This is a genomic window from Burkholderia sp. MSMB1826, from assembly GCF_001526325.1.
In the GTDB taxonomy this organism is placed as follows: domain Bacteria; phylum Pseudomonadota; class Gammaproteobacteria; order Burkholderiales; family Burkholderiaceae; genus Burkholderia.
This window is the reverse complement of sequence record NZ_LOYN01000047.1, coordinates 86,012-98,957: the sequence shown is the minus strand read 5'-3', so window position 1 is coordinate 98,957 and position 12,946 is coordinate 86,012. Positions and strand designations below refer to the sequence as shown.

The window sequence follows — 12,946 nt, the reverse complement described above, 5'->3', positions numbered from 1 at the left end:
TTGCCCGTTACTCTTCGGTCGCGACGTTGCCGCGCAGTCGCGCGAGAATGCCTTCGAGCGCATCGAGGTTGCCGAAGTCGATCAGCACCTGCCCTCGCCCGCGGCGGCCGAGCTTGATCTTCACCGTCGACGCGAGCAGATCGGACAACTCCTCTTCGAGGCGACGCGTATCGCGGCCGCCGTCGTCCTTCGCACGCGCCTTCACGGCCGGCGCTTCCTTCGTCGTGTGCGCGACGAGCTTCTCGGTCTCGCGCACCGACATGCGCTTGTTGACCACCTGATGCGCGAGCGTGATCTGCGTGGCCGCATCGACGGCGAGCAGTGCGCGTGCGTGTCCCATGTCGAGATCGCCGGCCAGCAGCATCGTCTGCACCGGCGACGCGAGGTTCAGCAGGCGCAGCAGGTTCGACACCGCACTGCGCGAACGGCCGACCGATTCGGCAGCCTGTTCGTGCGTGAAACCGAACTCGTCGAGCAGGCGCTGAATACCGTGCGCCTCTTCAAGCGGATTCAGATCCTCGCGCTGGATGTTCTCGATCAGCGCCATCGCGGCGGCAGCCTGATCGGATACGTCCTTCACGAGCACCGGCACTTCCTCGAGGCCGGCCAGACGTGCGGCACGGAAACGCCGCTCGCCCGCGATGATCTCGTATTTGTCTGACGAAATAGGCCGTACCAGGATCGGCTGCATCACGCCCTGCGCGCGAATGCTTGCCGCGAGCTCCTGCAGGCTGCCCTCGTCCATCCGCGTGCGCGGCTGGTACTTGCCGGCTTGCAGCTTGCCGAGCGCGAGCGTGTTCGGCGCCCCTTCGATCTTCACCGCTTCGGTGATATCGGCGCTGCCGCCGAGCAGCGCTTCGAGGCCACGTCCCAAGCCCTTCTTCTTTGGTACCGCGTTCATGTCTTTCTTCCTCGCTTCGCTCATGTCCGGATCACGACACCTCGAACGCGCGCACGCGCTCGATCATCTCGGCACCGAACTGGATATACGCCTGCGCGCCGCGCGAACTGCGGTCGAACACGACGCCCGGCAACCCGTAGCTCGGCGCTTCGGCCAGGCGCACGTTGCGCGGAATCACCGCGTCGAACACCTTGTCGCCGAAGTGCGCCTTCAGTTGATCGGAGACTTGCTGCTGCAGTGTGATGCGCGGATCGAACATCACGCGCAGCAAGCCGATGATCTTCAGGTCGCGGTTCATGTTCGCGTGAACCTGCTTGATCGTGTTGACGAGGTCCGACAGCCCTTCCAGTGCGAAGTACTCGCACTGCATCGGGATCACGACGCCATGCGCCGCGCACAGCCCGTTCAGCGTCAGCAGCGACAGCGTCGGCGGGCAATCGATCAGCACGAAATCGTAGTCGTCGGCCACGCGCTCGAGCGCGGCCTTCAGGCGGCGCTCGCGGTTGTCGATGCTGATCAGCTCGATCTCGGCGCCGGACAGCTCGCGGTTTGCGGGAAGCACGTCGTAAGTGACGCCCTCCGGACGCACACGTGCGTCGGCCACCGACACGCCGTCGACCAGCACTTCGTACACGGTCGCTTCGCAGGCGGCCTTGTCGATCCCGCTGCCCATCGTCGCGTTGCCCTGCGGGTCGAGATCGATCAACAGGACTCGTTGCTCCTGCGCTGCAAGGCTTGCGGCGAGATTGACCGATGTCGTCGTCTTGCCGACGCCCCCCTTCTGGTTCGCAACGCAGAAGATCTTTGCCATCGTTGGTGTGTTCCCTTTACCTTCAAACAAACGGCGCGCTACCGCGCGCCTTCAATTCGCCTCGTCGACGGCCACTTCGAACAGATGCCGCTCTGCATCGAGCATCGGCACCGCCAGCCGGATCGTCTGCTTCACGCGGCTGCCTTCCGGCAACCGCGCAATCTCGTCATCCGGGTGAACGCCCTTCATCGCCCAGATCGACCCGCCCGGCGCGACCAGATGTCGAGCAAGTTTAACGAAGTCGGACAGGTCCGCGAAGGCGCGGGATACGATCATGTCGAATTTTTCCGGCACTTCGACACCCGGCTGCAGCGATTCGACCCGCCCGGTGACGACCGACAGGTTCGCGAGCTTCAGCTCCGCGCGCATCTGCGTCTGGAAGGCAGACTTCTTCTGCACGATATCGTTCAGCGTGACCTGCCAGCCCGGCTCGACGATCGCCAGCACGATACCGGGCAGCCCGCCGCCCGAGCCGACGTCGAGTACGCGTGCCGACGTCCGGCCGCGCAGATGCGGGACGATGGAAAGCGAATCGAGGATGTGCTGAATCAGCATCTGCTTCGGGTCGCGGATCGCGGTCAGGTTGTAGACCGCGTTCCACTTGCCGAGCAGCGCGACATAGTCGAGCAGCTGGTTGCGTTGTGTATCCGTCAGCGTCAGGTCGAGTGCCGCCGTGCCTTCGACGAGCATCTGTTCCAGTACGTCCCGATTCACCGCCGGCGCGCGACGCGCCGTCATTGTTGCGTCGGGACGCTGCCGTCCCCCTGCTCCGCGGCTTCCGCGACCGTGCCGTTACGGCGGCCCAGGCCGCGACGCTTCAGATGCACCATCAGCAGCGAGATTGCCGCCGGCGTGACGCCGGAAATGCGCGACGCCTGCCCGATCGTTTCCGGACGGAACTCGTTGAGCTTCTGGCTTACCTCGAACGACAGGCCTCGAACGTCGCGGTAATCGATACCGTCCGGCAGGCGCGTGTTCTCGTTCGCGTCGTTGCGCTCGATCTCGGATGCCTGGCGCTCGATATAGCCCTGATACTTGATCCCGATTTCGACCTGCTCCTTGATCTGCTCGAGCAGCACCGGATCGTCGGTCAACGGCTCCGCAGGGCCGCACTCGCCGCCCTTCAGCCCGCACACGCCATCGTAGCCAACGCCCGGGCGGCGCAGCAGCTCGGCGAGGCTGTATTCGTGATCGATCGCCTTGCCGAGCAGCGCGGTCGCCTCTTCCGCAGGCAGCGTCTTCGGCGTCACCCACGTCGACTTCAGGCGTTCGGTTTCACGTGAAACAGCGTCGCGCTTCCGGCTGAAGGCATCCCAGCGTGCGTCGTCGACCAGTCCAAGCTCGCGGCCGATCTCGGTCAGGCGCATGTCGGCGTTGTCTTCGCGCAGGCTCAGACGATACTCGGCCCGGCTTGTGAACATCCGGTACGGCTCGGCCACGCCGCGCGTGACGAGATCGTCGACCAGCACGCCCAGATAGGCTTGATCGCGACGCGGGCACCACGCATCCTTTTCCTGCACGTAGCGGCCCGCATTGAGGCCGGCCAGCAGCCCCTGTGCTGCCGCTTCCTCGTAGCCGGTCGTACCGTTGATCTGGCCCGCAAAGAATAGCCCATTGATCGCCTTCGTCTCGAGCGACGCCTTCAGCGCGCGCGGGTCGAAATAGTCGTATTCGATCGCGTAACCGGGGCGCAGGATATGCGCGTTCTCGAGGCCGCGCATCGAATGCACGAGCTCGAGCTGGACGTCGAACGGCAGGCTGGTCGAGATCCCGTTGGGGTAGAACTCGTTGGTCGTCAGCCCTTCCGGCTCGAGAAAGATCTGGTGCGATTCCTTCGACGCGAACCGGTGGATCTTGTCCTCGATCGACGGGCAATAGCGCGGCCCGACCCCTTCGATCACGCCTGTATACATGGGCGAACGATCGAGACCGCCGCGAATGATGTCGTGCGTGCGTTCGTTCGTATGCGTCACCCAGCACGGCAGCTGTTGCGGATGCTGCTCCGCGCGGCCCAGGAACGAGAATACGGGGATCGGATCGAGGTCGCCCGGCTGCTCGTCGAGCTTCGAAAAGTCGATCGTGCGACCGTCGATACGCGGCGGCGTACCGGTCTTCAGCCGGCCCTGCGGCAGCTTCAGCTCCTTCAGGCGCGACGACAGCGACACGGCCGCCGGATCGCCCGCGCGGCCGCCCGTGTAGTTGTTCAGGCCGACGTGAATCTTGCCGTCGAGGAATGTACCGGCCGTCAGCACGACTGCGCGAGCGCGGAAGCGGATGCCGATCTGCGTGACGGCGCCCACCACGCGGTCGCCCTCGACCATCAGGTCGTCGACGGCCTGCTGGAACAGCCACAGGTTCGGCTGATTTTCGAGCCGGCGGCGGATCGCGGCCTTGTACAGGATACGATCGGCCTGCGCACGTGTCGCGCGCACGGCCGGACCCTTCGACGAATTGAGGATCCGGAACTGAATACCGCTTTCATCCGTCGCGGCGGCCATTGCGCCGCCCAACGCGTCGACTTCCTTGACCAGATGGCCCTTGCCAATGCCGCCGATCGACGGATTGCAGCTCATCTGCCCAAGCGTTTCGATGTTGTGGGTCAGCAGCAGTGTCTTTGCGCCCATACGGGCGGACGCCAGCGCGGCTTCCGTGCCGGCATGACCGCCACCGACGACGATGACGTCAAATTCTGTGGGAAAAAGCATGGTGGATTCCGTACGCAGAGCAGCGCACGAACCTATCTGAGAAATGTATGGGCCGAATTATAGCGGGTTCGCTTTTCGCCCGAAGGCCGTCCGAATGGTAGGGTCTGTGCATTTCGGCGATTTTTTGCTGTGGGCGCGCGAATTTGGCGTGCCGGGCGGCTTCGGCGGTGCTCACGACCGGTCAAGCACACATCATCGTGCCTGTGCCAAACCCGGTTAATCACCACGCCAGCATGCGCGGAACCGCTGACCTGACCGATGTCTGTGCCCCCGCAATCCACCGGCCGCGACGCCCGGTGCCCTCCTCCACACAGCGTTTCCGATGGTTGTCCGGAGACTTGTCCACTGAAGCCCAACGCATCGGCGACCTGTGGAACAAGCCTGTGCGGCGTCGCACAGCGCCTCCGACTATTCCTGCGCGACTTATCCCCGGTCCCGAACCGGCGATACTTCGACACCTTGCGATCTCGCCAAACAAAAACGGCGTGTTTCACGTGAAACACGCCGCTCGTCCCCCCCACCACCTCAAATAATCAAGCCGTCTTTTTCGCCAGGCCGAGATATGTCTCGATCACCCGCGGATTCCGGGCGAGTTCGGCCGCAGGCCCTTCCAGCGCAAACTCGCCCGTCTCCAGCACATAGCCGTAGTCGGAAATTTGCAGCGCCGCCCGTGCGTTCTGCTCGATCAGCAGCGTCGCCACGCCGGTACCGCGCAACGCGCTGATGATATGAAAGATCTCCTTCACGATCAGCGGCGCCAGCCCCAGGCTCGGCTCGTCGAGCATCAGCAGGTCGGGCTTGCCCATCAGCGCACGTCCGACCGCCAACATTTGCCGCTCGCCGCCCGACAGCGTACCGGCCGCCTGCCTGCGGCGTTCCTTCAGCCGCGGAAACAGCGCGAACACGTGATCGAGTTGATCGAGGAAGTTCGCTTCCCCCGCCTGCTTGCGCCGATATGCGCCCAATACGAGGTTGTCCTCGACCGTCATCGTGCTGAACAGCTCGCGCTTCTCCGGTACGAGACACATTCCGCGCGCGACGCGCTGCTCGACCGGCAGCGCACCGACATCGTTGCCGCGATACACGACCGCGCCCGACGCGTGCCCCGTTATCGGCAGCGCGCCCATGATCGCGTTCAGCAGCGTCGATTTACCGGCCCCGTTCGGGCCGATCACGCTGACGATCTGCCCCGCTCCGACCTTGATGGCAGCACCGTGCAGCGCCTCCACCTTCCCGTACCGCACCGCCAGGCCGCGTACTTCGAGAATCGGCATCGTCGTATCCGTCATCACTCCACCCCGCCCAGGTACGCTTCGAGCACGGCCGGGTCCTGCTGCACATCCTGCGGCAGCCCTTCCGCGATCCGCGTACCGAACTCCATCACCACCAGCCGGTCGGTGAGGTTCATCACGAAATCCATGTCGTGTTCCACGAGCAACACGCTCATGCCTTCGGCCTTCAGCCGCCGCAGCAGGTCGGCGAGTTGCTGCTTCTCCTGGTAACGCAGGCCGGCAGCCGGCTCGTCGAGCAGCAGCAACGTCGGATCGCAGCACAGCGCCCGTGCGATTTCGAGAATCCGCTGCTGGCCGAGTGCCAAGCTGCCCGCTTCGTCGTACATGTGCTTCTCGAGCCCGACGCGGCGGATCTGGCGCGCGGCTTCGGCCAGCAACTGCGCTTCCTCGCGCGCATTGAGCCGCGCGATGCTGCGCCACACGCCCGTATGGCCGCGCAGATGGGCGCCGATCGCGACGTTCTCGAGCACCGTCATCGCCGGCAACAGCTTCACGTGCTGGAACGTGCGACCGATGCCGCGGCGGACGACCTGACGCGACGTCAACCCGTCGATGCGCTCGCCACGAAACGTGATCGCACCGCCGGTCGGCTTCAGCACGCCGGTCACGAGGTTGAACGTGGTCGACTTGCCCGCGCCGTTCGGGCCGATCAGCCCGACGATCTGCCCCGCTTTCACGTCGAAGCTGACATCGTTGACGGCCACGAGCCCGCCGAACTGCTTGCGCGCGCCGTCGACGACGAGCAGCGGCTCGCCGGGCACGGGTTTCGCGCGCTGCGGCAGCGGGTCGGCCTGCTCCGGCACATGCGCACGCGGCCCGCGCGGGAACAGTCTCGCGACGAACGGCCATACGCCCTGGCGCGCGTACTGCAGCAGCAGCACCATCAGCACGCCGAACACGATGATCTCGAAGTTGCCTTCCGAACCGAGCAGCTTCGGCAGCAGCGTCTGCAGGTAGTCCTGCAGCACGGTGAGGATCGCCGCGCCAAGCACCGCGCCCCATACGTGCGACACGCCGCCCACCACCGCCATGAACAGGAATTCGATCCCGTGGTTCAGGCCGAACGGTGTCGGGTTCACCGCGCGCTGCAGGTGCGCGTACAGGAAGCCCGATACCGCCGCGAGCACGGCCGCGTAGACGAAGATCACCACGCGCATCCACGCGGTGTTCACGCCCATCGCCTCGGCCATCACGCCGCCGCCGCGCAGCGCGCGGATCGCGCGGCCGGGCCGGCTGTTGAGCAGGTTCTGCACCGACACGATCGCGGTCAGCACCACGGCCCAGATCAGGAAATACAGGCTGCGGCCGCTTTCCAGCCGGATGCCGAACAGGTTCAGCGCCGGAATCCCGTTGATCCCGTCGTACTTGCCGAGCAGTTCAAGGTTGCCGAACAGATAGAACAGCGCGAGGCCCCACGCGATCGTACCGAGCGGCAGGAAGTGCCCGGACAGCCGCATCGTCACCGCGCCGAGCATGAGCGCGACGAGCGCCGTCAGCACGACGCCGACGATCAGCGCGAGCCACGGCGACACGCCGTACCGCGTCGTCAGGAACGCGGTCGCATACGCGCCGATGCCGACGAACGCGGCCTGCCCGAAGCTCGTCATCCCGCCGACGCCCGTCAGCAGCACGAGCCCGATCGCGACGATCGCATACAGGCCGATGTAGTTCAGCAGCGTGATCCAGTACTCGGGTACCTGTAGCGCGCCGGGCAGCACCGGCAGCGCGAACAGCACGACGAGAAACAGCCAGAAGGTCTTGTTGCGTACCATCGTCTTCATCGCATCACTCCTCTTCCTCTTCCGCATGCGGCGTCGCGAAGCTCCGCCACAGCAGCACCGGAATGATCAGCGTGAACACGATCACCTCCTTGTATGCGCTCGCCCAGAACGACGAATACGATTCGAGCACGCCGACGAGCAGCGAGCCGGCGGCCGCGAGCGGATAGCTGACGAGCCCGCCGATGATCGCGCCGACGAAGCCCTTCAGGCCGATCAGGAAGCCCGAGTCGTAGTAGATCGTCGTCAGCGGGCCGACGAGGATCCCCGACAGCACGCCGAGCCCTGCCGCGAACGTGAACGCGAGCCGCCCGGCTTCGGTCGTGCCGATGCCGACGAGCCGCGCACCGAGCCGGTTCACCGACGTCGCGCGCAGCGCCTTGCCGGCGATCGTGCGGCCGAAGTACACATAGAGCGCGCCGATCAGCACGAGCGCCGTGACGACGACCAGGATGCTCTGCATCGATACCGTCATGCTGCCGATCGCGAGCGACGCGTCCGAGAATCCGGCGGTGCGCGAGCCTTCCGCACCGAACATCACGAGGCCGAGGCCGACCATCGCGAAGTGGACGGCGACCGACACGATCAGCAGCAGCAGCGTCGTGCCTTCGGCGATCGGCTGGTACACGAGCCGGTAGACGAACGGCCCCATCGGCACGACGATCGCGAGCGTCAGCGCGATCTGCGCGAGCATCGGCAACGGCTGCGCGGCAAAGCTGCGCGTGATCGCGAACACCGCGAGCGGCAGCAGCACGTAGCGGCTCGCCAGCGTCGCGAGCGTGCGGCCGAGCGGGTGACGGCGTTCGCGATGGCGGATCAGGCCGCCGACTTCCAGCAGAAAGCACGCGATGCCCATCACGAACAGCAGCCAGCAGGTGGCGGGGAATTTCTGCGCCTGCAACGCGGCCAGCGTCAGCGCACCATAGGCGACGAATTCGCCCTGGGGAATGAAGATCACCCGCGTGACGGAAAACACCAGCACGAGCGCCAGCGACAACAATGCATAAATGGCGCCGGTCGTGATGCCGTCTTGCGCGAGGATCGCCGCAATCGAGAGATCCATACGTTTCGTGTATCGAGAGAATGCTGCGGAGAAACGAAAGGCGGAAAACGCTCGGGACGCGCGCGAAGCGATCGGCACGTCGCGCGTCATGCGGCGGGCCCCGGCGATTCCAGGCGGCATGGGTGCGGCCGTCAGGCGCGCGACCCCGCCGACGGCACACGCGGCGCCGTTCGCGCCGCGTGTGCCGGTTTCACGTGATGCTTACTCGGCCTGCAACTTCCACTTGCCGTCGACGATCTGCACCATCACGCGCGCACGCGTGTCGAAGCCGTTGTGATCGGTCGCCGTCATGTTGATCACGCCGTGCGAGACGGGCAGGTCCTTCACGCTTTCGAGCGACGCGCGCAGCGCTTCGCGGAACGCCTCGGTGCCCGGCTGGCCCTTCTTCAGCGCTTCCGGGATCGCCCGCTGCAGCAGCAAGCCCGCATCCCACGCATGGCCGCCGAACGTCGACAGCGAGCCCGCGCCGTAGGCCTTCTCGTACGCGGCCTTGTAGCCGAGCGCCGGCTTCTTCACCGGATTCGAATCGGGCAACTGGTCGGTCACGAGTACGGGGCCGGCCGGCAGGATCTCGCCTTCGCAATCCTTGCCGCACACGCGCAGGAAATCGTTGTTCGCGACGCCGTGCGTCTGATACACCTTACCCTTGTAGCCGCGCTCCTTCAGCGTCTTGGCCGGCAGCGCCGCCGGCGTGCCCGAGCCCGCGATCAGCACCGCATCCGGGTTCGAGCCCAGCAGCTTCAGCACCTGCCCCATCACCGACGCGTCGGTCCGGTTGTAGCGCTCGTTCGACACCAGCTTCAGCCCGTTCTTCGCGGCCGCCGCGTCGAACGTCTTGTACCAGCTGTCGCCGTACGCATCGGCGAAGCCGATGAAACCGACCGTCTTCACGCCGTGCTTCGCCATGTAGCCGGCGATCGCGTCGGCCATCAGCTGATCGTTCTGCGGCACCTTGAACATCCACGCGCGCTTCGCGTCCATCGGCGCGATGATCTGCGCGCTCGCGGCAAGCGAAATCGCCGGCGTCTTGCCCTGCGACACGGGATCGAGCATCGCGAGCGAGTTCGGCGTGACGGAGGAGCCGATGATCGCGTCGACGTGGTCCTCGTCGATCAGCTTGCGCACGTTCTGCACCGCGCGGCTCGTGTCGGAGGCGTCGTCGAGCACGATGTACTGCACGCTCTTGCCCGCGATTTCCTTCGGCAGCAGCGCGATCGTGTTCTTTTCCGGAATCCCGAGCGAGGCGGCCGGGCCCGTCGCCGACAGCGTCACGCCGATCTTGACCTGCGCCGACGCCGTGGCCGCCGCACACACGAGGCCCGCGGCAAGCATGGCCTCCATCCATCGATTCATCTTCATTTACGTTGTCTCCAAACGCTGCTCGAAAAAACCACGGGTCGCTCGGGCGGCTCCCGGTCCCCAGAAACAGTTAATATCTTAATTATCCGATCCACCCGCGCCCATGCTCGTTTTCCCGTGACGCCGCATCCATGCGCCGCATGCCGGCCGAAACGGTCATTCGGCCATCACGATGCGCAGCAGCAATGTCGTCAGGATGAAGAAGGCGAATAAAGGCGGGATCGCGCGGAAAATCGGTGCGTGCGCAACGATGGCGGAAACGGCCGCCATACCGGCCCGATGCGGCCCGGTACGCGCGCGACGAAACGTCGGAAAGCCGGCGGCTCATGACGATGCGGATACGAGTGCGAGCACAACGATCGCCGGGGCGTGCATACAGGCCGCAGGACGGCTCGGGACTGCCGCGACGACCCGTCGCGCACCCGATGACGAACGAGCGGCGCCCGCCGCCTCTCCTGCCCCGATCCACCGCGCTGCGCTGCTCATCCAACCGTACTCCCTCTTCTGCATTGTGCTTGTAGGAGAACTGCCGACCGATTTTCCCGACCGCACGGTCGGCGAAAGCCGAGTGTAACGGACGCCTTTCGCGCACGCCAACCGGGTAAGCCCGAAGCGCCTGTGCAGGACTGCGCATCGTCCATGGACGATCGCGGAAAGGGAAAACGGGGGACGCGGCGAAGCGCGGAAAAGACGCGGTGCGAATGCAAACGCGAGAGACGGCCGTCACGCGGGCCGATGCACCATCGATGGAATCCGTGCACGCAAATGAAAAAGCGCTGTTGGATTCCGTCCAACAGCGCTTTGGGGTCCGGGCACTTTGTGCCTCGATTGTCTCCTCGTTCTCCACCTGCAAATTCGTTTCGCGGTGCATCAGAACTAAGGTGAATCTTAAAGAGGCTTAAGCACCACGACAACTTAGCATTTACCCCTATGGTGCATCGCCGCACGAAAATGGGGCACCAGTCTGCCGCGCGGCGCCGGCCCGAACCCGCCGCGACGCCCTTCCCGGGCGTGCCGGATGGTGCTTCGCATCAACGCGCGGCGACGCGCACGGCCTGCTCACGACGACGCTCTCAACGGCTTGATCCGCGCGACCATCTCGCCGACGATGCCGCGCCGGAAGGCCAGCACGCATGCGATGAAGATCAGCCCGGTGACGATCGTCGCCGATTCGCCGAGCGAATGGAACCACGCGACGCCCGTCGTCGACGCGAGCCATTCGCCGATGTCGCCGAGCCGGTCTTCGAGCGCCACGATCAGCGCGGCGCCCAGCAGCGGCCCGAACAGCGTGCCCATCCCGCCGACGAGCGTCATCAGCACGACGAGGCCCGACATCGTCCAGTACGCGTCCGACAGCGTCTCGAAGCCGAGCACGAGCACCTTCAGCGAGCCGGCCAGCCCCGCGAGCGCGGCCGACAGGATGAACGCGAGCAGCTTGAAGCGGTCGGTGTCGTAGCCGAGCGAGATCGCGCGCGCTTCGTTCTCCTTGATGGCGACGAGCACCTGGCCGAACGGCGAATGGACGACCCGCACGATGAACGCGCACGCGGCCACGACCACCGCCAGCACGACGTAGTACAGCGCGACGTCGTTCGACAGGTCGAGCAGCCCGAACAGGCGGCCGCGCGGCACGCCCTGCAGGCCGTCCTCGCCGTGCGTGAACGGCGCCTGCAGATAGATGAAGTAGACCATCTGCGCGAACGCGAGCGTGATCATCGCGAAGTAGATGCCCTGCCGGCGGATCGCGAACAGCCCGACGACGAGCCCGAGCAGCGTCGCGCCGACGGTGCCGGCCAGCACGCCGAGCTCAGGCGTGAAACCGAGCGTCTGCATCGAATAGCCGGTCGCATAACCGGCCGTCGCGAGGAACATCGCATGGCCGAACGACAGCAGCCCCGTATAGCCGATCAGCAGGTTGAACGCGGCCGCGAACAGCGCGAAGGCGAGCACCTTCATCACGAACACCGGATACGCGCCGATGAACGGCGCGGCGAGCAGTGCGGCGAGCAGCACGCCGTAGAGCACTTTTCTCTGCATCATTTTTCCTTGCCGAAGAGGCCCGCCGGACGGAACAGCAGCACGATCGCCATGATCACGAACACGACGGTGGCCGACGCTTCGGGATAGAACACGCGCGTGAAGCCCTCGATCACGCCGAGCAGCAGGCCCGTGACGATCGAGCCGAGGATCGAGCCCATCCCGCCGATCACGACCACCGCGAACACGGTGATGATCATCGGCTGGCCCATCAGCGGCGACACCTGGATCACGGGCGCGGCCAGCACGCCCGCGAACGCGGCGAGCGCGACGCCGAAGCCGTAGGTGAGCGTGATCATCATCGGCACGTTCACGCCGAACGCCTCGACGAGCTTCGGGTTCTCGGTGCCCGCGCGCAGGTACGCGCCGAGCCGCGTCTTCTCGATCACGAACCACGTCGCGAGGCACACCGCGAGCGACGCGACGACGACCCACGCGCGATAGTTCGGCAGGAACATGAAACCGAGGTTGGTCGCGCCGGACAACTGCGACGGCACGTCGTACGGCTGGCCGGACGACCCGTAGATCGACCGGAACACGCCTTCGACGACCAGCGTGAGGCCGAACGTGAGCAGCAGCCCGTACAGGTGATCGAGCTTGTACAGCCAGCGCAGCATCGAGCGTTCGATCGCGATCCCGAACGCGCCCACGAGCACCGGCGCCAGCACGAGCATCGCCCAGTACGGCAGCCCGAAATACGACAGGCCCATCCACGCGAGCATCGCGCCCAGCATGAACAGCGCGCCGTGCGCGAAGTTGATCACGTTGAGCAGCCCGAAGATCACCGCGAGCCCGAGGCTCAGGATCGCGTAGAACGAGCCGTTGACGAGCCCGAGCAGCAACTGGCTCAGCATCGCCGGCAACGGAATGCCAAAGATTTCCATCGACTTAGCCGTCAGAATGAGTTTCGTTGCGTGCGCAACGTTCATGCGTCGCGCATGCGGGCGGCGCAGCGGGCACGTCGCCGCAGCCGCCACCGTGCGGCGCGCCCGTGCGCGCC

10 protein-coding genes are annotated in these 12,946 nt (G+C 65.6%); all 10 read right to left on the bottom strand.

From position 1 onward, the window contains the following. Positions 1 to 7 precede the first annotated feature (7 nt). The 10 genes from WS95_RS27060 to WS95_RS27015 all read right to left on the bottom strand — a co-directional run bounded on the left by WS95_RS27060 (position 8) and on the right by WS95_RS27015 (position 12,830). On the bottom strand, positions 8 to 901 hold the full coding sequence (locus tag WS95_RS27060; protein ID WP_059780477.1) for a ParB/RepB/Spo0J family partition protein: 894 nt from the start codon (positions 899 to 901) through the stop codon (positions 8 to 10). A gap of 31 nt (positions 902 to 932) precedes the next feature. Further along, positions 933 to 1,712: a ParA family protein gene (locus WS95_RS27055; protein ID WP_011546804.1), complete on the bottom strand. Its 780-nt coding sequence runs from the start codon at positions 1,710 to 1,712 to the stop codon at positions 933 to 935. Positions 1,713 to 1,763: 51 nt separating this feature from the next. Next, a complete protein-coding gene (rsmG, locus tag WS95_RS27050; RefSeq protein ID WP_059827098.1) occupies positions 1,764 to 2,450 on the bottom strand; it encodes a 16S rRNA (guanine(527)-N(7))-methyltransferase RsmG in 687 nt (228 codons plus the stop codon). After that, positions 2,447 to 4,417 (bottom strand): tRNA uridine-5-carboxymethylaminomethyl(34) synthesis enzyme MnmG, encoded by a 1,971-nt coding sequence (gene mnmG / locus WS95_RS27045; protein WP_059827096.1) that lies wholly within the window; start codon positions 4,415 to 4,417, stop codon positions 2,447 to 2,449. The genes rsmG and mnmG overlap by 4 nt, the downstream gene beginning before the upstream one ends. 533 nt (positions 4,418 to 4,950) lie before the next feature. Further along, a complete protein-coding gene (locus tag WS95_RS27040; RefSeq protein WP_034209652.1) occupies positions 4,951 to 5,706 on the bottom strand; it encodes an ABC transporter ATP-binding protein in 756 nt (251 codons plus the stop codon). Beyond that, entirely contained in the window at positions 5,706 to 7,490 is a 1,785-nt protein-coding gene (locus WS95_RS27035; protein ID WP_059780425.1) for a branched-chain amino acid ABC transporter ATP-binding protein/permease, read from the bottom strand. The genes WS95_RS27040 and WS95_RS27035 overlap by 1 nt, the downstream gene beginning before the upstream one ends. A gap of 4 nt (positions 7,491 to 7,494) precedes the next feature. Beyond that, positions 7,495 to 8,550: a branched-chain amino acid ABC transporter permease gene (locus WS95_RS27030; RefSeq protein ID WP_059827094.1), complete on the bottom strand. Its 1,056-nt coding sequence runs from the start codon at positions 8,548 to 8,550 to the stop codon at positions 7,495 to 7,497. Between the two features lie 201 nt (positions 8,551 to 8,751). After that, complete coding sequence (locus WS95_RS27025) at positions 8,752 to 9,909, bottom strand: ABC transporter substrate-binding protein (RefSeq protein WP_034209654.1); 1,158 nt, start codon at positions 9,907 to 9,909, stop codon at positions 8,752 to 8,754. 1,059 nt (positions 9,910 to 10,968) lie between these two features. After that, positions 10,969 to 11,946, bottom strand: coding sequence for a branched-chain amino acid ABC transporter permease (locus WS95_RS27020; protein ID WP_034209655.1), 978 nt, complete (start codon positions 11,944 to 11,946; stop codon positions 10,969 to 10,971). Beyond that, entirely contained in the window at positions 11,946 to 12,830 is an 885-nt protein-coding gene (locus tag WS95_RS27015; RefSeq protein ID WP_027783150.1) for a branched-chain amino acid ABC transporter permease, read from the bottom strand. Before WS95_RS27015 ends, WS95_RS27020 begins: the two co-directional genes overlap by 1 nt. Between the last annotated feature and the right edge of the window lie 116 nt (positions 12,831 to 12,946).